At 52.0% G+C, this 19132-nt stretch carries 23 protein-coding genes; 5 read left to right on the top strand and 18 right to left on the bottom strand.

Translation table 11 applies throughout. The annotated features are described in order from the left end of the window. Position 1 precedes the first annotated feature (1 nt). The 12 genes from mprA to FDX24_RS10600 form a co-directional block, all read right to left on the bottom strand. Positions 2-532, bottom strand: a complete 531-nt coding sequence (gene mprA, locus FDX24_RS10655; RefSeq protein ID WP_005122929.1) for a transcriptional repressor MprA — start codon at positions 530-532, stop codon at positions 2-4. 90 nt (positions 533-622) lie between these two features. Further along, positions 623-958, bottom strand: coding sequence for an L-valine transporter subunit YgaH (gene ygaH / locus FDX24_RS10650; RefSeq protein ID WP_005122930.1), 336 nt, complete (start codon positions 956-958; stop codon positions 623-625). After that, entirely contained in the window at positions 948-1685 is a 738-nt protein-coding gene (locus tag FDX24_RS10645) for an AzlC family ABC transporter permease (RefSeq protein ID WP_101742935.1), read from the bottom strand. The genes ygaH and FDX24_RS10645 overlap by 11 nt, the downstream gene beginning before the upstream one ends. A gap of 122 nt (positions 1686-1807) precedes the next feature. After that, positions 1808-2992 (bottom strand): MFS transporter, encoded by a 1185-nt coding sequence (locus FDX24_RS10640; protein WP_115601592.1) that lies wholly within the window; start codon positions 2990-2992, stop codon positions 1808-1810. Between the two features lie 190 nt (positions 2993-3182). Further along, on the bottom strand, positions 3183-4178 hold the full coding sequence (gene proX / locus FDX24_RS10635) for a glycine betaine/L-proline ABC transporter substrate-binding protein ProX (RefSeq protein ID WP_115601593.1): 996 nt from the start codon (positions 4176-4178) through the stop codon (positions 3183-3185). 189 nt (positions 4179-4367) lie between these two features. Beyond that, positions 4368-5432, bottom strand: coding sequence for a glycine betaine/L-proline ABC transporter permease ProW (gene proW, locus FDX24_RS10630; protein WP_137364284.1), 1065 nt, complete (start codon positions 5430-5432; stop codon positions 4368-4370). Beyond that, positions 5425-6627 carry a glycine betaine/L-proline ABC transporter ATP-binding protein ProV gene (proV, locus tag FDX24_RS10625; RefSeq protein WP_003037282.1) on the bottom strand — a complete coding sequence of 401 codons (1203 nt, stop codon included), beginning with the start codon at positions 6625-6627 and terminating at the stop codon, positions 5425-5427. The genes proW and proV overlap by 8 nt, the downstream gene beginning before the upstream one ends. 354 nt (positions 6628-6981) lie before the next feature. Next, positions 6982-7941 (bottom strand): class 1b ribonucleoside-diphosphate reductase subunit beta, encoded by a 960-nt coding sequence (nrdF, locus tag FDX24_RS10620; RefSeq protein ID WP_137346394.1) that lies wholly within the window; start codon positions 7939-7941, stop codon positions 6982-6984. A 10-nt stretch (positions 7942-7951) separates the two neighbouring features. Further along, entirely contained in the window at positions 7952-10096 is a 2145-nt protein-coding gene (gene nrdE, locus FDX24_RS10615) for a class 1b ribonucleoside-diphosphate reductase subunit alpha (protein WP_137364283.1), read from the bottom strand. After that, positions 10069-10479, bottom strand: coding sequence for a class Ib ribonucleoside-diphosphate reductase assembly flavoprotein NrdI (gene nrdI / locus FDX24_RS10610; protein ID WP_137364282.1), 411 nt, complete (start codon positions 10477-10479; stop codon positions 10069-10071). Before nrdI ends, nrdE begins: the two co-directional genes overlap by 28 nt. After that, positions 10476-10721, bottom strand: a complete 246-nt coding sequence (gene nrdH, locus FDX24_RS10605; RefSeq protein WP_048236625.1) for a glutaredoxin-like protein NrdH — start codon at positions 10719-10721, stop codon at positions 10476-10478. Before nrdH ends, nrdI begins: the two co-directional genes overlap by 4 nt. A gap of 281 nt (positions 10722-11002) precedes the next feature. Next, complete coding sequence (locus tag FDX24_RS10600; protein WP_116360834.1) at positions 11003-11434, bottom strand: carboxymuconolactone decarboxylase family protein; 432 nt, start codon at positions 11432-11434, stop codon at positions 11003-11005. 90 nt (positions 11435-11524) lie between these two features. On the opposite strand from FDX24_RS10600, the gene FDX24_RS10595 reads away from it, so the two are divergent. Both FDX24_RS10595 and FDX24_RS10590 read left to right on the top strand, forming a co-directional pair. Beyond that, positions 11525-12859, top strand: a complete 1335-nt coding sequence (locus tag FDX24_RS10595; RefSeq protein WP_048212998.1) for a PLP-dependent aminotransferase family protein — start codon at positions 11525-11527, stop codon at positions 12857-12859. Between the two features lie 248 nt (positions 12860-13107). Next, positions 13108-13458, top strand: coding sequence for a DUF2002 family protein (locus tag FDX24_RS10590; RefSeq protein WP_061068432.1), 351 nt, complete (start codon positions 13108-13110; stop codon positions 13456-13458). A 38-nt stretch (positions 13459-13496) separates the two neighbouring features. Here FDX24_RS10590 and alaE read toward each other — a convergent pair whose 3' ends face one another. Then, complete coding sequence (gene alaE / locus FDX24_RS10585) at positions 13497-13946, bottom strand: L-alanine exporter AlaE (RefSeq protein WP_016154144.1); 450 nt, start codon at positions 13944-13946, stop codon at positions 13497-13499. 554 nt (positions 13947-14500) lie between these two features. Here alaE and stpA point away from each other — a divergent pair. After that, the gene (gene stpA, locus FDX24_RS10580) at positions 14501-14902 is read left to right on the top strand and encodes a DNA-binding protein StpA (protein ID WP_048212996.1); all 402 of its coding nucleotides are present in this window, start codon (positions 14501-14503) and stop codon (positions 14900-14902) included. A 35-nt stretch (positions 14903-14937) separates the two neighbouring features. Here stpA and FDX24_RS10575 read toward each other — a convergent pair whose 3' ends face one another. The 3 genes from FDX24_RS10575 to FDX24_RS10565 all read right to left on the bottom strand — a co-directional run bounded on the left by FDX24_RS10575 (position 14938) and on the right by FDX24_RS10565 (position 16044). Next, positions 14938-15117, bottom strand: coding sequence for a hypothetical protein (locus FDX24_RS10575; RefSeq protein ID WP_048212995.1), 180 nt, complete (start codon positions 15115-15117; stop codon positions 14938-14940). A gap of 90 nt (positions 15118-15207) precedes the next feature. Next, a complete protein-coding gene (locus tag FDX24_RS10570) occupies positions 15208-15735 on the bottom strand; it encodes a rhodanese family protein (protein WP_137364281.1) in 528 nt (175 codons plus the stop codon). Positions 15736-15744: 9 nt separating this feature from the next. Continuing rightward, positions 15745-16044, bottom strand: a complete 300-nt coding sequence (locus tag FDX24_RS10565; RefSeq protein WP_048212993.1) for a helix-turn-helix transcriptional regulator — start codon at positions 16042-16044, stop codon at positions 15745-15747. A 184-nt stretch (positions 16045-16228) separates the two neighbouring features. Between FDX24_RS10565 and FDX24_RS10560 the strand changes: the two genes are divergently transcribed. Together FDX24_RS10560 and lysM are read left to right on the top strand one after the other, a co-directional pair. Continuing rightward, positions 16229-16387 (top strand): YqaE/Pmp3 family membrane protein, encoded by a 159-nt coding sequence (locus tag FDX24_RS10560; RefSeq protein ID WP_003037242.1) that lies wholly within the window; start codon positions 16229-16231, stop codon positions 16385-16387. A 95-nt stretch (positions 16388-16482) separates the two neighbouring features. After that, entirely contained in the window at positions 16483-16932 is a 450-nt protein-coding gene (gene lysM, locus FDX24_RS10555) for a peptidoglycan-binding protein LysM (RefSeq protein ID WP_003037241.1), read from the top strand. A gap of 12 nt (positions 16933-16944) precedes the next feature. Here lysM and csiR read toward each other — a convergent pair whose 3' ends face one another. Beyond that, entirely contained in the window at positions 16945-17631 is a 687-nt protein-coding gene (gene csiR, locus FDX24_RS10550) for a DNA-binding transcriptional regulator CsiR (RefSeq protein WP_137364280.1), read from the bottom strand. Between the two features lie 45 nt (positions 17632-17676). Next, a complete protein-coding gene (gene gabP / locus FDX24_RS10545) occupies positions 17677-19077 on the bottom strand; it encodes a GABA permease (protein WP_137364279.1) in 1401 nt (466 codons plus the stop codon). Positions 19078-19132 lie beyond the last annotated feature (55 nt).

Here is a 19132-nt window from a genome sequence, read left to right as displayed (position 1 = left end):
GTTAGCGCAGCGCTTCTAACACCGCGCCATCCTGCTCCATCTGATCAAGACGGGTCAGAAGTTTACGGGTGATATGCTCAAGTTGATCTTTTTCGGTGGTGCTGAGAGATGACCAAAGCTGATGAAGGCAGTTATGCTGAGGCGGTAATACCTCCTGCAAAAAAGCATGGCCTTTTTCGGTCAATTGCAGATGCAGACAGCGGCGATCGTTATCGCTTTCGCGGCGCTCGATCCAGCCACGCTTTTCTAACTCATCCGCGATACGGGTGGCGTTAGTCCGTGACGAGCCAAGTGCGCAACTCAGTTCAGAAGGCTGAATACTGTGGTTTTCCTGAGACTCCAGCGTAATCAACGCCATAAACAACGTCTCGTTAATCCCTTGAGCTTTCAGCATCTTATTGCGGTTTTCCAGCAGCTTGCCCTGCATATGCATGCAAAGACGAGTCAGAAGCACTTCCTGATAAGGGAACTCTTCGTAGCGGCTGGCGCGAAATTTTAGCATTTGTTCAATGGGCGTAAACGAACTATCCATTTGGGTATAACCTCATTAATTTCAGCCGATATAGTAACGACAGTGACAAATAAAGTAAATGTATTATTTATTTAAAATGATTATTTTAATCTATAAGACAAACAACATTTTCCAGGCTAATCCATAGCCCAGGGCACTCAGTAAGGTCGGAATGATGATGCTGCGGGTCTTATAGAAGCTTGCACCCAGTACCACAAACCCCACCAGCGTAGGCACAAAACGACGGGCGTCGTGCATCACTTCTGGCGCAGTAGACACCACCAGCAGGGCGCAAATTGATGCAATACCGATGGTGTCGAGTAATATTCCAGTGGCTCCGCGTTTTGTCGGGCGCACATTCCCCATTCGCAGACGCAGTGGTAAATAGCGAAAACAGTAATTGACGCAGCCGACCAGCAGGCCGAGCAGCAGAACCTCATAACTCATCAGGACCTCCCTGCCAGAACGACTGAATGAGCGCGGTCAGGCATCCACAGGCTATGCCCGCCAGGATGGCCGCCGGGATAGAGAACAGCGTCACGCCAGCCAGCGCACCGGCTAATGCCGCCGTGACGCATAGCGTTTGCTTACGCTGGAAAGAGGCCAGCAGAAAACTCATAAACAGTGCCGGGAGCATAAACCCCAGCGCCGCTTCTACCGCCGGGAACCCCTTCAGTAAGCCAGTGCCGGAAAATGCGCCGATCACCGTGCCAAGCACCCAGGAAGCCCAAGAGCATAGCGCGATGCCAATCATCCAGTTTTCACTCCAGCGCCGGTTATCCCGCACCAGCTTCGCCGTTGCCGCGGCAAAGACTTCGTCGGTGAGGCCAAAGGCCCATAGCGCGCTTTTAGGTTTGCTTAGCTGTCGGGCGATACGGCTACGCAGAGAAGGGCCGTACAAAACGTGGCGAACATCCATCGCCATGACGGTCAGAGCCGCGACCCACAGTGAGCTGCCTGCGGCGAGCATGGTTGTGATGACAAACTGGCTGGCGCCGGCGTAAATGATGCAGGAGAAAAAAACGCTTTCAACGGGAGTAAAGCCCAGGCGAGTCGCATTCATACCAAATGCAAATGCGACCGGAATATAACTGATAACTATCGGTAGGCTGTCTTTGAATCCTTCAGTTAACGTTGCAGAACGGGATTCAGACTGGGGAACAGGGCTTTCCATAGGATTATAGGCTTCATTACCGAAATTAAAATAACCTGGCTCAATGCGTTATAACCTTAGCAGACTGATGGGCTCCTTAACACCCTGAGGAGCCCAATCAAAGATAAACAGACGTTATACGCCTAATTTACGGCTTCCTGGCGGTGAAAACCTCGCCACCAGACCAGCAGGTTGAGTACGGCAACAGTCACACCTGCCAGACAAACGCCAGCCCAGCCGGCATGCTGCCAGGCTGAAGCTGAAATCAGCGAACCTGCCGCACCACCAATGAAATAGCTGGTCATGTACCCGGCAGTCAGGCGATTACGTGCGTCCGGGTGAATGCGATAGATAACGGTCTGGTTGGTGATATGTACCCCCTGAACGGTCAGATCCAGTACCAGGATACCGATAATCAGCATCGGCACTGAAGTATGTCCGAACCAGATAGCCAGCCAGGAGAGCAACAGTAGCAGCAGGCCTGCGGTAGTCGTGAGGTGTGATTTACCTTTATCGGCAAAACCGCCCGCCGGACGAGCGCCTAACGCACCGGCGGCCCCGGCCAGACCGAACAGACCAATCATCCCCTCTGAATAGTTAAACGGCGGTGCGGCGAGTAAAAATGCCATCGATGTCCAGAGGATACTGAAGTTGGCAAAGGTCAGGCAGCCCAGCATCGCGCGGGTGCGGAGTAATTTATCGTGGATAAACAGGCTAAACACGGAGCCCAATAGCTGCGGGTAGTTAAGATGGGTCTCTGATTTCATCTTTGGCAAACCACGCCACAGGGCAATCGCCATCAACGCCATCAATACTGAGGCCACCCAAAACACGGTGCGCCAGCCGCCGAGATTCGCCAGCAATCCTGCAACCGTTCGCGCCAGCAAAATCCCCAGCAACAGGCCGCTCATAATCGTGCCGACAACCTTACCGCGCTTGTCTGGCGTGGCGAGCGTCGCCGCCAGCGGAACCAGGATCTGTGCCACAACTGAGAACAACCCGGTTAGCGCAGTACCGAGGATCAGCATCCCCAGCGACTGACTGCTGGCAGTAATCAGCATGCCGCCTGCGGCGAGCAACGTCATCGAGACAATCAGCATCCGGCGTTCAAACATATCTCCAAGCGGTACCAGAAACAGGAGCCCTGCAGCGTAGCCAAGCTGGGCTGCAGTGACGATAAAGCCCGCAGTACTGGCCGACAGCGAAAAGTTTCTCGCAATGGTGTCGAGCAGCGGTTGGGCGTAATAGTTACTGGCAACGGCGAGGCCGGTCGCCACAGACATTAAAACAATCAGTGCCGGGCTAAGCCCGTGAGTGGGTTTGGTCATTGTTTTCAACTGAATAATGGGGTGCAGAAAACAATCATAACGGAAGTGATTAAATGTTGCTGATTTGTTGGGTGATGGATTGTGCGGTGAGGGAGGGGCGTGTAGGCCGGATAAGGCGCATCACGCCACCATCCGGCATTGGTGTGGTTACCGGGCCTGATAGCGCTATGCCTATCAGGCCTACGGGGGGTTATTTCTGCGCAGCCAGCGCTTCTTTCACCCAGCCGTCGAACTGCTGCTGGTGGGCTTTGATCCAGCCGTCAACGTGGCCCTGAACGTCAGCTTCTGAGGCTTTCCCATCATGCATCATTGCGTTCTGTGCGTTGATATCCGCCAGCGGCAGCTTCATGATGGCAAACAGTTTCGCTGCAGCTGGGTTTTTCTCCGCCCAGGCTTTATTGGCGACGATATGCATCGTGTTCACCGGGAAGCCGTAGTTGGCGCCGTTTGGCAGCTTGGTATCAATATCTTTCTGTTCGCCAGGCAGGGAAGAGAACGGCACCTGCAGCCAGACGACATCTTTGCCCGGTTTCATCACGTCGCTCACCCAGTATGGTGTCCAGGTGTAGTACAGGATCGGTTTGCCTTCTTTAAAGCGGGTAATGGTATCGGCCATCATCGCCGCATAGTTACCGTGGCTGACCTCGACTGTTTTTTCCAGATCGAAGGCTTTGTTCTGGTGGTTAATAACCGCTTCGCAGCCCCAGCCCGGTGAGCAGCCCATCATGTCAGCTTTACCATCGCCGTTAGTATCAAAGATTTTGGCGATCTTCGGATCTTTTAGCTGGGCAATATTGGTGATTTTGTACTGCTCAGCGGTTTTCTTATCGATCAGATAACCCTGTGCGGCACCCGTAACAAATACCCCCTCGCGATAAAACTTTTTGTCTCCGCCCGCTGCGGCGTACATATCATCATGCAGCGGCTGCCAGTTCACGGCGGTAAACGTCGCATCGCCAGAGGCAATAGAGGTATAGCCGACGTTGTAGTCAACTTCGCTGGTTTTGTTAACGGTGTAACCCAGTTTCTCCAGCGCACGGGCGACTAACTGCGTCTGGAAGGATTCTTCAGAGATGGTGCTCTGGATTGGCTGTACAGTGATGCCTTTGCCCGGCAGGTCGGCAGCGAAAGTGCTGGTGGAGACAAGGGTGGCAAACGCTGTGGCAATAATGATTTTCTGTCGCATCGTTGTTCCTTATTGCACTTCATCCTTCAAGCCGCTTCTTTGTTGGCTGCATTCATGCACCCCAGTCACGTACTACTTGTACGCTCCAGGGGATACATTCGTTTGCCGCCGCGATGCAACTTGAACGATTTTGCGCAAGTTAATGAATTGTCGGCCCGGTAAGCAATGCGCTACCGGGCAACGGGTGAATTACTTCGTGAAAGGGCGAGTGATAAGCCCAACAGGACCGGTGGTGTACCAGCGGCGGTTGCCACGGCTACGTGAGTCGCGACCGACGGCCTGCGTCAGGCGATCCAGAATGATGGCGAGGATCACAATCCCAACTCCGCCGACGGTGGCAAGCCCCATATCCAGACGACCGATACCGCGCAGAACCATCTGACCCAGCCCGCCCACGGCAATCATCGACGCGATGACGACCATTGAGAGCGCCAGCATCAGCGTCTGGTTAACCCCGGCCATAATGGTGGGCATTGCCAGCGGGAGTTGCACTTTAAACAGCATCTGACGCGGGCTGGCACCAAACGAGCGCGAGGCTTCAATCAGATCGGCTGGCACCTGGTTAATCCCCAGAATAGTCAGACGTACGATTGGCGGCAGGGCGAAGATAATCGTCACCACTACGCCCGGGACGTTACCAATACCGAACAACATGACAATCGGCACCAGATAGACGAACGCAGGTGTGGTTTGCATCGCATCCAGCAGTGGCCGAACAATCTTCGCCGCACGCGGGCTGCGCGCCAGCCAGATCCCCATTGGCAGGCCAATCACCACGCAGAACAGCAGCGCGGTCAGTACCAGCGCCAGGGTGATCATGGCTTGCGACCAGGCACCGATAGCACCGATAGCAATCAGTGAAATCAGCGTGGCGACGCCCATTCCGACGCCAGAAATTTGCCACGCGATAAGCGCAAAAATGATGATGGCGACCGGCGCAGGCATACCCAACAGCAGTTGTTGAAAGCCGTTGAGAATGTAATCCACTGGGACACGAATGCCCTGGAAGACCGGACGGAAATGGGTGACCACCCAATCAATCCCTTCGGTGACCCAGCTATCCAGCGGGATCAGCGTTTTATGGAACGGATCCATAATATTGAAATGCTCTGGTGCCGGCGCGGGGGCGCTGGTCAGCCAGTCTGCGCTACCACCGTCGGTAGGCGTGCCTGCGGGCGTCCCCCAGGCATCAGCAGATTGCGCGGCGCTATCGGCCGCAGATGTGGTATCCCACGGATTAGTTTGATCAGCCATTGTTTACCCCCTCACGATCTAAAGCCTGTAACAGCATGCGTTTTGAAATGACGCCCACATACTGCTGTTCCTCATCAACAACCGGCACCGCGCACGGGGCCTGGCCGACATGAGAAAGTAACTCGCTGAGAGGAGTTTGTGCATCTACGGCTAACGGCTCATCGATCAATGCCGCTTCAATACCTTGCGCCTGACTTAACGCTGTTTTTAAGGAGTCGATTGAAACAACGCCAACGAATTTATTACCGCGTTCGATCACGTAACCATATTCACGATCTTTGTCCTGCAATAATTGCAGCGCCGAACGTGGACCCACCCCAGGTGTTTTACGAATTAAACCTTCGGGGCTACGGCGTGAAATATCTTTCGCACTGAAGACCTGGCTAATATCAACGCCGCGGAAGAAGGTGCGTACATAATCATTGGCCGGATTATTCAGGATTTCATCCGGCGTGCCGACCTGCACCACTTCACCGTTTTGCATAATGGCAATTCTGTCGCCAATACGCATGGCTTCGTCGAGGTCGTGCGAAATAAAGACCACGGTGCGCTGATGCTTCGCCTGTAGTTTTACCAGTTCATCCTGCATTTCGGTACGAATTAAGGGATCGAGGGCTGAGAAGGCCTCATCCATTAATAAGATGTCAGGATTAATGGCTAATGCACGGGCGAGGCCCACACGCTGGCGCATCCCCCCGGAAAGTTCATCCGGGTAGCCGTGAGCATAATTCTCCAGACCAACCTGACGTAGCGCATCTAACGCTTTTTCACGACGTTCATCCGCACCAACACCAGCTAATTCCATACCGAATGCCGTATTGTCCAGCACCGTCATGTGCGGCATCAGGGCAAAGGACTGGAACACCATCGCAATCTTTTTTCTGCGCACCTCGCGAAGCTCGGCATCGGATATCCGGGCGATGTCTACGCCGTCAATCAATACCTGCCCGCGGGTGGGTTCAATCAGGCGATTGAGAAGGCGTACCATTGTGGATTTACCCGAACCGGATAATCCCATGATGACAAATATCTCGCCTTCTTCAATGGCCAGACTGGCGTTCTTAACGCCAAGCGATAGCCCTGTTTTATCCAGAATTTGCTCTTTTGAAAGTCCTTTTTCAATATATTTGAAGGCTCTCTGCGGATGCTCTCCAAATATCTTATAGAGATTTTTAACTTCTAATTTAATTGCCATGCAATAGAATGATTCCTGTTATTTGTTTATATCGATATATTACCTGATGGAAATAGTGACCTTTTTCTACCCTAACATACTGAGAATCTGAGACAACCCTGAATTTGGTTGTGGCATGAATATTGCCAAACGTCAGATGGCGGAATTTCCCATGATATAAGGGCTGAGCGCGGATGAGCCGTGAGGGATATTTTTTGTAAATGACACTGAAAATGCGCCTGAATTGTTGAAATACAGGCGAATATTGCGGCTGATATTGAGTGTAGATCACTCAATCCTATTTGTGTGATAAAAATGTGATCTCGTTAAAATATTAACGCGGAAAATGTAAGGTATTTCCCGCGGAAGGAAACGTTAAAAATTCCAGTCGTCATCTTCTGTTTCGACGGCTTTACCCATCACATAAGATGACCCTGAACCGGAGAAGAAATCGTGGTTTTCGTCAGCATTGGGTGAGAGTGCAGCGAGGATTGCCGGGTTCACATCCGCCATTTCTGCCGGGAACAGGGCCTCATAACCTAAATTCATTAACGCCTTATTGGCGTTGTAGCAGAGAAAGGCTTTGACGTCTTCCACCCAGCCGGTTTCTGCATACAATTCTTCCGTATAACGCGCTTCGTTATCATACAATTCCATCAGCAGGTCGAAGGCAAAATTCTTTAACTCCTCGCGTGCGGATTCGGAAATATGTTCCAGACCTTTTTGATATTTATAGCCAATGTAATAACCATGAACCGCTTCATCACGAATGATCAGGCGGATAAGGTCAGCGGTATTCGTCAGCTTGCCGCGGCTGGAGAAATACATCGGTAGCCAGAAGCCGGAATAGAACAGAAAGGATTCCAGAAATACGCTGGCTATTTTCTTTTTCAACGGCTCCGCGCCGGCGTAATGCGTCAGAATTATCTGTGCCTTGTGCTGGAGTGGAGTATTTTCTTCACTCCAGAGGTAAGCCGCATCCACATCTTTGGTCTGACAAAGCGTGGAAAAAATAGAACTGTAGGAACGGGCGTGCACGGCTTCCATAAAGCTGATATTCGACAGTACCGCCTCTTCATGTGGCGTGATTGAATCCGCCATCAGCGCGGGGGCTCCGGCGATATTCTGAATCGTGTCGAGCAGCGTCAGACCGGTAAATACGCGGATAGTGAGCTGCTGCTCGGCAGCGCTCAACGTTTGCCAGGCCGGGATATCATTGGAAAGCGGGACTTTTTCCGGTAGCCAGAAGTTACTGGTCAGGCGATTCCATACCTCAAGGTCTTTATCATCTTCAATCTTGTTCCAGTTGATGGCGCTGACGCGAGATAGTTTCATTTGGTTCTCCTTACAGTGCGCATGACACGCAACCCTCAATTTCGGTTCCTTCCAGCGCCAACTGGCGTAACCGGATGTAGTACAGGGATTTGATGCCCTTACGCCAGGCGTAAATCTGTGCTTTGTTGATATCGCGCGTGGTGGCGGTATCGGGGAAAAAGAGCGTCAGTGAAAGCCCTTGGTCGACATGCCGCGTTGCTTCAGCGTAGGTATCAATAATTTTTTGTGGACCGATCTCGTAGGCATCCTGATACAAGGCCAGATTCTCATTGGTCATAAACGGGGCAGGGTAGTAAACGCGCCCGGTTTTGCCCTCTTTGCGAATCTCCACTTTCGATACAATCGGGTGAATGCTTGACGTGGCATGGTTGATGTAGGAAATAGAACCGGTGGGCGGAACCGCCTGTAAATTCTGATTATAAATGCCGTAGCGCATCACATCTTCACGCAGTTGCGCCCACATTTCGCGCGTCGGCAGCGTAATGCCGCTGGCGGCGAACAGTGAGCGTACCTTGTCGGTTTTTGGCTGCCAGTCGCCCTGCAGATACTGGCTAAAATACTCGCCGCTGGCGTAGCGGGACTGCTGGAATCCGGCAAAGGTTTTACCGCGCTCGCGGGCGATCTTCATTGACGTATTCAGCGCATGCCAGGTGATGGTGTAGAAATAGAGATTGGTGAAATCCAGCCCTTCTGGCGAACCGTAGGCAATCCCTTCCCGCGCCAGATACCCGTGCAGGTTCATCTGCCCAAGGCCAATCGCGTGCGACGCGCTGTTCCCGGCTTCAATTGAGGGTACGCTGCGGATATGGCTCATGTCCGAAACGGCGGTTAAGCCACGAACTGCCGTCTCCACGGTGCGGCCAAAATCGGGTGAATCCATGGTATGGGCAATGTTCAAGGAGCCGAGATTGCAGGAGATATCGTGCCCGGTCTGCTCGTAATTGAGATTTTCATCGTAGGTGGAGGCACTGTTAACCTGCAAAATCTCTGAGCACAGATTGCTCATATTGATCCGACCGGCAATCGGATTGGCACGATTCACCGTATCTTCAAACATGATGTATGGGTAGCCTGACTCAAACTGGATTTCGGCCAGCCGCTGGAAGAAATCGCGGGCGTTAATGTATTTTTTGCGCACGCGTTCGTCGGCCACCAGTTCGTCATACCGCTCACTCACGGCGATATCACCGAACGGTTTGCCGTAAATGCGTTCCACATCATAGGGTGAAAACAGCGCCATCCGGGCATTTTCTTTCGCTAGCCGGAAGGTGACGTCGGGGATCACCACGCCAAGCGAAAGCGTTTTGATGCGGATTTTTTCATCGGCATTTTCACGTTTAGTATCGAGAAAACGCAAAATATCCGGATGGTGCGCGTGCAGGTACACCGCGCCCGCGCCCTGACGCGCGCCGAGCTGATTCGCATAAGAAAACGCATCTTCCAGCATTTTCATGACCGGGATCACCCCGGAAGACTGGTTTTCAATACGCTTAATAGGCGCTCCGGCCTCGCGCAGATTCGAGAGTAAAAATGCCACGCCGCCGCCGCGTTTAGAGAGCTGCAGCGCTGAGTTAACCGCCCGACCAATTGACTCCATGTTGTCTTCAATGCGTAGCAGGAAGCAGGAAACCAGTTCGCCACGCTGTTGCTTACCGCAGTTTAAAAAGGTTGGCGTGGCGGGTTGAAAACGACCAGAGAGCATTTCATCAGTGAGCTGCATGGCAAGCACTTCATCGCCCTGCGCCAGCGTGAGTGCCACCATCGTCACCCGATCCTCAAAATCTTCGAGATAGCGCTTACCGTCGAACGTTTTCAGCGTATAGCTGGTGTAGAACTTCCATGCGCCAAGGAACGTCTGAAAACGGAATCCACTGGCGTGGGCGTGGGCAAATAGTTTCAGCACGAATGCGCGATTGTAGCGGGCTAAAATGCTTTCGTCGTAATAGCCTTCACGAATCAGCGTTTCCAGGCGTTCCTGCTGACTGGCAAAGACCACTGAATGAGGGCGGACGTGGGTAGCAAAAAAAGCCTCCACCGCCTGATGATCTTTATCGAACTGAATACGCCCGGCTTTATCGTACAGATTTAGCATGGCGTTCAGGGCGTGATAATCCAGTGCGGGCTGGATTACGCGTTCTGCGGTTGTCGTTGCCAAAATTCGCTCACTCCTTTTCGAACGTTGTCGATATCGCTTTGGGTGCCCATCAGCTCAAAACGATAAAGCCACGGCACGCCGCATTTTTGTGAAATGACATCACCCGCGCGACCGTATGCATCACCGAAATTGCGGTTGCCGGAGGCGATCACGCCACGGATTAAAGCCCGGTTGTGCGTATCGTTTAAAAAGCGGATCACCTGTCTTGGGACCGCGCCAGCCGTGCCGCCGCCACCGTAGGACGGCACGATTAATATGTAAGGTTCGTCTACCCGGATCCGCTCGCGTTCGTTAAGCGGAATGCGGATGGCAGGCAGCCCCAGACGCTGCATAAAGCGGTGCGTATTTTCGGAGCTGCTGGAGAAGTAGACGAGCTGACTCATGCGCTGGCCACACGGTGTTCCGGATGCAGACGGTTGATCATGTCCGGGCGAAAACCTGACCAACTGGTTTCACCCGCGACCACGACCGGCAGCTGGCGAAACCCTTGATCGCGCAGGCTATCAGCCAAATCGGGCTGTAAATCGACGTTTACCATCTCAAAGTCAAAACCACGGCTTTCCATTGCCCGTTTAGTGGCATGGCACTGAACACAGTTATTGCGAGTGTAAATAATAATACGCATGATTCGTATTTCCATTTAAAAATAAAAGATCGGCGCGATAGAGGGCGTCGGGTTGTGTGTGTCCTGATAGGAGGAATACTAGATGTAGTTTTAAAAAGATTCAACCATACAAGATATGGGAATTTTAGATTGATGATACCCAGGGTGATGAGCGGGGCGGGGGAAGGTTAACTGGTGGTTCTAAATTGCCCGAAGGCGCTAAGCTTATCGGGCCTACGGGCAACAGGAGAGCACATCCCAGGTCGGAGAAGGCATTAATGCCGTCATTCGGCAGCGCAAAATTACATACGCATTCCCACCGCCAGACGGTTAAAGCAGTTCATCAGGCTAATGGCAAACGTCAGGTCGCTAATTTCTTTCGCGCTAAAATGGTCGAGCAGCGGCAGATAAACATCATCTCCGGCATGGGTGCTGGCGATATCGGTGACGGATTCGGCCCACGCCAGCGCCGCACGTTCCTGCTCGCTGAAGTGGTGACTCACCCGCCAGCCTGCCAGCGCATCCAGTTTGGCCTGCGCAACACCGGATTTGCGCAGCGCTTTACTGTGCATTTCCAGACAAAAGGCGCAGCCGTTGATTTGCGAGACCCGCAGGTAAATCAGTTCCGTCAGCGTGGGTTCCAGCGCGCAGTTCTCCAGCGCTTTGCTTGCCTGAACCAGGGCGTTATAGACTTCAGGGCTGAGTTCATAATAGGGCTGGCGTAACATGGTCATAGTATTTCTCCTCGTTTGGATGACCCGCAATGTAGCACTATAATGGACTGCTATAGAGAGCCATATTGTTGCCAAAAAAGCAGACCATAAATGCCGCGTTATCAGCACATCGCCCGTCAGTTAAAAAACGCAATTGAGAAAGGTGAACTCAAACCCGGAACCCGATTGCCATCAAGTCGGACCTGGGCCCAGGAATTGGGTGTGTCACGCTCGACGGTGGAAAATGCCTACGCCGAGCTGGTGGCGCAGGGCTGGCTCGCGCGGCGTGGGCAGGCCGGAACATTTGTCAGTGAGCAACTGCGACCCGAAAGGGCGCCTGCGTCTCCCGCGATCTTCGCCGGAGAAAACCCCAGACCGCACCCTTTTCAAATGGGATTACCCGCACTCGATCTCTTCCCGCGTGACGTCTGGGCGCGGGTGATGGGACGGCGTTTACGCACCCAAACGCGTTTTGACCTTGCGGTGGGCGATGTTTGCGGCGAACGCGCGTTACGTCAGGCGATTGTGGATTACCTGCGCGTTTCACGCAGCATTGAGTGCCAGCCGGAGCAGATTTTTATTACGTCAGGCTACGCGGCATCAGTGACGTTAATTCTGCGCGCCCTGTCTCAACCCGGTGAGGGAATGTGGGTCGAAGATCCCGGCTTTCCGTTGATTCGGCCCGTGGTGGCTCAGGAACGCATTGAGCTGATGCCGGTGGCGGTTGATGCTGATGGTCTGGATGTCTGCGCCGGGATCCGCGACTTTCCACAGGCGCGTTTTGTCATGCTCACCCCCGCACACCAAAGTCCGCTGGGCGTGGCTCTGTCATTAGATCGCCGTCATCGGTTGCTGGAGTGGGCGACTCGCGAACAGGCGTGGATTATTGAAGATGATTACGACAGTGAATTTCGCTACCACGGTAAACCGTTGCCGCCGCTTAAAAGTCTGGATGCGCCCCAGCGGGTGATTTATGCCGGCACGTTCAGCAAATCGATGTTTCCGGCGTTGCGCACGGCATGGCTGGTGGTACCCCTGACCCAGGTTGAACGTTTTCGCCAGCAGGCGTCGCTAACGGCCTGTAGCGTTCCGGTTTTATGGCAGCAAACGCTGGCAGATTTTATGCAAGACGGTCATTTCTGGCGGCACTTAAAACGCATGCGCCAGCATTATGCCGAGCGGCGTCAATGGATGGAAAACGCCCTGACCGAACAAGGATTTAATGTCATTCCTCAGGAAGGGGGGATCCAACTGGTGATGACCGTAGACGGCGATGATGTTGCGCTAGTGTGCAAAGCGAATCAGGCCGGGCTGGCGGTTCAGGCCTTAAGCCGTTGGCGAATGACTTCAGCAGGAAAAGGGGGGATCTTGCTGTCATTTACCAACATCAGCTCGGTTGCAATGGCGCAGCAGGCGGCAAATCAACTGCGGCTGGCACTGACATAAATCTATACCCGTCATACTTCAAGTTGCATGTGCGTTGGCTGCGTTCGTTCACCCCAGTCACTTACTTTAGTAAGCTCCTGGGGATTCGCTCTCTTGCCGCCTTCCTGCAACTCGAATTATTTAGGGTATATACGGTTCTTAAGATATTCGTCCCATCGTGTTCACTCGTTTATGGACTTTTCTGAAAGCGTTGCTAATGCTGAATCAGGTAAGGTAAGCCCGCAGTAAAAGATAACGAGGAAAATAATATGTATTTACGACCTGATGAGGTGGCGCGCGTACTTGAAAAAGTGGGCTTTACCGTTGATGTAGTCACACAGAAAACATACGGTTATCGACGTGGTGAGAATTATGTATACGTTAACCGTGAAGCTCGTATGGGACGTACCGCATTAATTATCCATCCCACGCTAAAAGAGCGCAGCTCTTCGCTGGCAGAACCCGCGACGGATATTAAAACCTGCGATCACTATCAGCAATTCCCACTGTATTTAGCCGGTGAGACACACGAGCATTATGGTATTCCACACGGCTTTAGCTCGCGTATCGCGCTGGAACGTTATCTGAGTGGGTTGTTTGGCGACGTGAGTTCAAACTGATAACGCGACTGGCAGTGCCAGTCGCGATGAGATGTTTTTTACGCTTTAGCCTGGTGGTAGCTGCTGACCTTAAACAGGCGGCGGCAATAATCAAGGAAGTAGCCATACACTGCACCCATCAGCATTGAGACCACGATGTTGGAGCTTACCGCAGCTGTGATCTGGTGCCAGTCTGCGCCAACCGTCAGCAGAATAATCACATATACCGGTGACTGGAACGTGACATAGGCCAGCACATCCGCCAGGTTTTTCCCCCATCCTGCCTGCGTGGCTTTGCGTGCCGCGCGCATAAACAAATCGCGGTACATACCGTATGGCCAGGCGATCAGGATGTTGACGGGGATAGCGACCAGTCTGGAGTACAGTGACTGTTCGAAACTCATTCCTGAAAGGAATATCTCGATCAACATGTTCACGACAGAACAATAAACAACCATCGCGAACGTGTCTGCTACTGCATGACGCAAGCGTGACTGCGGAGAGAACATGTTAATGCTCCTTGTAAAAAGGGGGAAAAAGGTTTTCAATACCTTCTTGCTAGTGATTTGTCTTGCTGCTTTCGCGTTCGAGTAGGATATCTGCCTGGATAATAACTATCAACTAGCTTAAAATTTTTATTTATTGCCTTTTTGTCGATAAAATGCTCTGCAGTGGTTTGTTTTTTGTTCGTTTTGGTATTTTCGTTGTCATGAAAATTAAAACCATTAAAAATCAATAAGTTGTTTTGACTTGTTTTTCTGAACTTTTTGCGCTCCTTTTTGAATGTTGACGAATGTTGCGCATATCTACCGCAACGCCTGCGCGATGCCTGTATTGGTTTATCTGGTGTGGCAGCGAGATATCCCAAATCTATTTATTCTGGTTGCTGGCCGAATATAAAATATCGCTGACTAAAGATCACCGTATGACAAGATAAATAATAATAGCGATTGTCGTTTTAATATCTTGCGACAAAAAAGAGACTGGAAAAAGAAAAAACACTCGCATACAATTTGCTTCGTAATACCGATTTCTGTTTTTGCGTTAAAGAGGTTTTATTAATATGAGTTCAATGTTAAAAAACTTAAATAATATTCGATCGCTACGTGTCATGGCGCGTGAATTATCCGTCGAGGTTCTGGACGATATGCTGGAAAAACTTCGGGTAGTCACCAAAGAACGACGTGACGAAGAAGAACTGCTGCAGCGCCAACGTGCAGAACAGCAGGAAAAAATTAATACACTGCTGGCGATGATGAGAGCTGATGGGATTGATCCTGAAGAACTGTTGAGCATGTCGGCGGCAACATCGCGTTCGGTTAAGAAACGTCAGCCGCGTCCGGCGAAATATCGTTTTACGGATACTAATGGTGAAACAAAAACATGGACAGGACAAGGCCGCACGCCAAAGCCGATTGCACAGGCGCTGGCTGCCGGTAAATCTCTCGATGATTTTTTGATCTAATATCAATGCGGTGAGGGGAACCTCACCGCTTATTTTCAGCAGACGCCGAAATCGCCTTCTTCAGAATATCGCGTGACATCAGCAACTTTTAGGGTGTATTTTTCGCCACTTTCATTGCTGGCTTGTACCGCCACAATTTGATCGTCATTGACTTCAACAACCTTCAGTTTTGGTCCGCCCATACGCGGTTGCACCAGATCGCCAGGTTTAAACATATTGTTGCGCTCCTTTATTTATCATTTATCGCAGAACTCACCATAGATCACGTCAATCGGCGGGTACAGCGTTGTTTCTTCTATTACCGCTTAATGAGTACGTCGGTTCCAGGGCATTTTGTCGAGCAGTCGCGCCATACCGCAGAAGCCAGTTACACCCGCAAGTACCAGCCCCGCACCGACAAAACCGCTGAGTAAGAAGAAGCCGCTGTTAACGGAGTAACCGAGAATGACGCCAAGCAAGGCAAGGCTACCTGCGGCTATCTGCACCTGACGCATCAGCGGTAACGGTTGTGAACTGTCTTTCGCCACCGGCAACCCTGCGGCTTTCCAGCCGTCAATTCCACCTTCCAGCAGCCAGACCTGCGCGGGCGCAGCAATGGCGCTCAGTTTTGTTGCCGCATTTTGTGTACGTTTGCCTGACTGGCAGTGAAAAATCACCTGCTCGGCGCGTAAATTCGCAGGCAGCGATCCCTGCTCAAGCGCGGGCAACGGTGCCAGATGTGCCTCAGGAATATGCTCGTGCAGATACTCGTCAGCGTCGCGGATATCAATCAGTTTTGCACCCTGTGCGACCAGTGTCTGCGCCTCGCGCGGGGAAATCGTCCCAATAGTCATGATGGCTCCTTATGGGCAATACAGTGTTTTTAATGTGGCGATCAGCGAATTCACGGCCGCATTTTTAATGGAGTAGAGGATGCGCTGGGCATCGCGCTGGCTTGCTATCAGACCTTCTTCACGCATACGCGCCAGATGCTGGGAAGTGGCGGAAGGGCTAAGGCCGGTAACACGGGCTAACTCGCCTGCGCTGGTACCGGGTGAACCGCAGAGCATGCACAAAATCAGCAACCGTTTCGGGTTACTCATCGCTTTAAGCAACGCGGCAGCCTGTTCCGCGCTGGCCTGGAGTTGTTCAAGTTCAGTCATATGTATTTAAGCATAATCTAAATTAAGTATATTCTAAAATAAATAACCAACGTACGCCAGCGTAAAGAGCGTAAAGGAGGGTAAAACAGCCGCGGAATGCTGGCGGAGTTGGGTAGAATGGCTACTCTTAGAGATAAAATCTCTTTTTAAACAATGATTAATTTTTTGCTTGTAGGGAGTGTGTATGGGTTTCTGGAGAATCGTTTTTACTATTATTTTGCCTCCGCTCGGCGTGTTGCTGGGTAAAGGATTTGGTTGGGCGTTCATCCTCAATATCGTTCTGACGCTGCTGGGGTACATCCCTGGTCTGATTCACGCCTTCTGGATACAGACGCGTAACTAATTCCCCTTCTACAGCGGCGCTTTGGCGCCGTTTTCTTTGCGCCTCGTTCTCCTCTGCTACACTTTTGGGGTTGATTGTTAATTACCGAGGTGGATATGGGACTCTTCAATTTTGTAAAAGATGCGGGTGAAAAACTGTGGGATGCGGTCACTGGAAATCATGACACAGCCGATCTGGCAAAAAAAGTGCAGGAACATCTGAATAAAACCGGTATTCCGGATGCGGATAAAGTGGACGTCCAAATTAACGAAGGCAAAGCCACCGTTTCTGGTGATGGATTAAGTCAGGAAGCGAAAGAAAAAATCCTGATTGCGATTGGTAATATCTCTGGTATCGCCAGCGTCGATGATCAGGTTAAAACCTCTGCGCCCGCGAGCGAAAGCCAGTTTTATACCGTGAAATCAGGGGATACCCTGAGCGCGATTGCCAAACAGGTTTACGGTAACGCCAATTTGTATAATCAAATATTTGAAGCCAATAAACCGATGCTGAAAAGCCCGGATAAAATTTATCCCGGGCAGGTTTTACGTATTCCGGAGCAGTAATATTATTCAGGCTTATTCCGTCAGCAATTTACCGGACATCGCCTGTTGAATAATCGGAATCGGCGTCAGCAGGTGCTGGCGCATTAATTCGCTGGTGCGCGCGGCATCGCGTGCCAGAATTGCTTCGGTCAACGTTTGGTGCTGATCGTGTTTGTCTTCCAGCATCTCCACCGACAGCACCGTTTTTCGCAGCCAGATAAACCGGTAGCGCGCCGCCAAATCGAACAGTCGTTCGCGCATTTGCAGCAGATATTGTGAACCACAGCCAGCGACAATCGCCGAGTGAAACGCCTGATGGCGCAGATCCCACTCGTCGAGCATCTGTTCACTGGCGTCAATAGCTTCAAGCTTACTAAGCATATGCGCGCGCGCCAGAATTTCAGCCTCCCAGGCGTCGTCGCCGCGTTCAATGGCCAGCGCGACCAGCATGGCTTCCATATTGGCGCGGGCATCGAAAATATCGAGCAACTCCTGCTCTGACATCGGGGCGACACGATACCCTTTCTGATTCACCACCGTCACCAACCGCTCGGCAACTAACTGCGAAAGCGCTTCGCGCAGTGGCCCAACGCCAAGATCATAACGCGAGGTCAGCAGGCTCATACGCAGTTTTTCATCAGGCTGATACACACCGCGGATGATGTCGTTCTTCAGCCAGCGGTATCCATCAATGGCCGTCGGTTGGGGAATGGCGGTCATGGTCATACTCCTGAAAGGATTTCCCGGCCTGCGCCGGGAACAGGTTTAATGCGTATTTTGCAATGGTGCTTTTTGCCACGATAGCAGTTTTTTCCAGCGCGACATAATGGGCACGGTGCAAATAATGCCTATGGCTAACAATCCGGTAGAGATAACTTCCAGCTGTTGTGCCGGGCGAAACAGCATCACCACCAGCACAAAGATAATAAACGCGATGACCACCCAGGTGAGCCACGGATAGAGCCACATTTTCAGTTTAATTTCGCCGCCTCGCGCCAGCAGGATTTTGCGCATCCGCAGTTGAGAAACGGCAATGACCAGATAGACCAGCAGTGCGATGGCACCGGAACTGTCGATCAGGAATTTAAACACCTTGGCCGGGGCGTAATAGTTGACGATAACGGTGAGGAATGCCGCCCCGGTAGACAGCAACACCGCCACATAAGGCGTTTTACTGCGGTTCGTTTTACCCATAAAAGCGGGGGCATCGCCACGGCGGCTCAGGGAGTAGAGCATACGCGAGGACGTATACAGCGCGGAGTTGAGACAGCTAGTCACCGACAGCAAAATGACGCAATCCATGATCAGTTTCGCGTGTGGGATATGCAGTAGCTCCAGTACCGAGCGGTAAGAACCGACTTCTTTCAGTCCCGGCATGTTCCACGGGATCAGCGCCACCACCACAAAAATAGAGCACAGATAGAAGATGGAGATACGCCAGATAACCGAGTTGGTGGCGCGAACGATATGTTTATCCGGGGTATCGGATTCGGCGGCGGCGATGGTAACTATCTCTGCGCCCATAAAGGAGAACATGGTGATTAACATTGCGCTGATCACGGCGCCAAAACCGTTGGGCATAAAGCCGCCCTGATCCCACAGGCGCGAAACCCCGCTGACCTCGGCATAAGGATAGAAACCGCTAATCGCCGCTGCGCCGAGGGTTATAAACGCCAGAATGGCAACCACTTTGCACAGCGCCAGCCAGAACTCGAACTCACCGTAATTTTTGACGCTCAGCAAATTACTGCCGGTTAATGCCAGCGTGATAACCAGAGAAAACAGCCAGATAGGAATGCCAGGCACCCAGGAGTGAAGAATGATGGCGGCGATATTCGCCTCCAGCGGGATAACCAACACCCAGAACCACCAGTACAACCAGCCGATGGTATAACCGGCCCATGGGCCGATGGCCTTATCGGCGTAGGTGGAAAAAGAACCGGTATCCGGTGTGGCGACGGCCATTTCGGCCAACATGCGCATAATCATCACCACCAGCAATCCGGCGAACAGATAGGCTAATAATACTGCGGGACCGGCTTCTGCTATCGCCACGCTTGAACCGACAAACAGACTTGCGCCGATTACCCCGGCAATAGACAGCATGGTGACGTGGCGTGATTTCAGCCCGCCCCCTAAATCATGTGATTGTGACAGTTGCCCCATCTTTAAACCTCTCGAAAGTATTTCACTTGGGAGAGCACCCCGACATTCCCGCGCC

Source organism: Citrobacter sp. wls716 (assembly GCF_005280975.1).
GTDB lineage: Bacteria > Pseudomonadota > Gammaproteobacteria > Enterobacterales > Enterobacteriaceae > Citrobacter > Citrobacter youngae.
The sequence above is the reverse complement of the archived record's forward strand: the minus strand, read 5'-3'. Positions and strand labels throughout refer to the sequence as shown.

Coding starts and splice junctions, on each gene's coding strand:
- FDX24_RS10565 (WP_048212993.1), bottom strand. CDS start 16,044: ATGACTGAACTTGAACAACTCCAGGCCAGCGCGGAACAGGCTGCCGCG.
- ygaH (WP_005122930.1), bottom strand. CDS start 958: ATGAGTTATGAGGTTCTGCTGCTCGGCCTGCTGGTCGGCTGCGTCAAT.
- proW (WP_137364284.1), bottom strand. CDS start 5,432: ATGGCTGATCAAACTAATCCGTGGGATACCACATCTGCGGCCGATAGC.
- proX (WP_115601593.1), bottom strand. CDS start 4,178: ATGCGACAGAAAATCATTATTGCCACAGCGTTTGCCACCCTTGTCTCC.
- FDX24_RS10645 (WP_101742935.1), bottom strand. CDS start 1,685: ATGGAAAGCCCTGTTCCCCAGTCTGAATCCCGTTCTGCAACGTTAACT.
- mprA (WP_005122929.1), bottom strand. CDS start 532: ATGGATAGTTCGTTTACGCCCATTGAACAAATGCTAAAATTTCGCGCC.
- gabP (WP_137364279.1), bottom strand. CDS start 19,077: ATGGGGCAACTGTCACAATCACATGATTTAGGGGGCGGGCTGAAATCA.
- alaE (WP_016154144.1), bottom strand. CDS start 13,946: ATGTTCTCTCCGCAGTCACGCTTGCGTCATGCAGTAGCAGACACGTTC.
- FDX24_RS10570 (WP_137364281.1), bottom strand. CDS start 15,735: ATGACTATTGGGACGATTTCCCCGCGCGAGGCGCAGACACTGGTCGCA.
- nrdH (WP_048236625.1), bottom strand. CDS start 10,721: ATGCGTATTATTATTTACACTCGCAATAACTGTGTTCAGTGCCATGCC.
- FDX24_RS10590 (WP_061068432.1), top strand. CDS start 13,108: ATGTATTTACGACCTGATGAGGTGGCGCGCGTACTTGAAAAAGTGGGC.
- FDX24_RS10595 (WP_048212998.1), top strand. CDS start 11,525: ATGCCGCGTTATCAGCACATCGCCCGTCAGTTAAAAAACGCAATTGAG.
- FDX24_RS10575 (WP_048212995.1), bottom strand. CDS start 15,117: ATGTTTAAACCTGGCGATCTGGTGCAACCGCGTATGGGCGGACCAAAA.
- nrdF (WP_137346394.1), bottom strand. CDS start 7,941: ATGAAACTATCTCGCGTCAGCGCCATCAACTGGAACAAGATTGAAGAT.
- stpA (WP_048212996.1), top strand. CDS start 14,501: ATGAGTTCAATGTTAAAAAACTTAAATAATATTCGATCGCTACGTGTC.
- nrdI (WP_137364282.1), bottom strand. CDS start 10,479: ATGAGTCAGCTCGTCTACTTCTCCAGCAGCTCCGAAAATACGCACCGC.
- proV (WP_003037282.1), bottom strand. CDS start 6,627: ATGGCAATTAAATTAGAAGTTAAAAATCTCTATAAGATATTTGGAGAG.
- FDX24_RS10640 (WP_115601592.1), bottom strand. CDS start 2,992: ATGACCAAACCCACTCACGGGCTTAGCCCGGCACTGATTGTTTTAATG.
- csiR (WP_137364280.1), bottom strand. CDS start 17,631: ATGACCGCCATTCCCCAACCGACGGCCATTGATGGATACCGCTGGCTG.
- lysM (WP_003037241.1), top strand. CDS start 16,483: ATGGGACTCTTCAATTTTGTAAAAGATGCGGGTGAAAAACTGTGGGAT.
- FDX24_RS10560 (WP_003037242.1), top strand. CDS start 16,229: ATGGGTTTCTGGAGAATCGTTTTTACTATTATTTTGCCTCCGCTCGGC.
- FDX24_RS10600 (WP_116360834.1), bottom strand. CDS start 11,434: ATGACCATGTTACGCCAGCCCTATTATGAACTCAGCCCTGAAGTCTAT.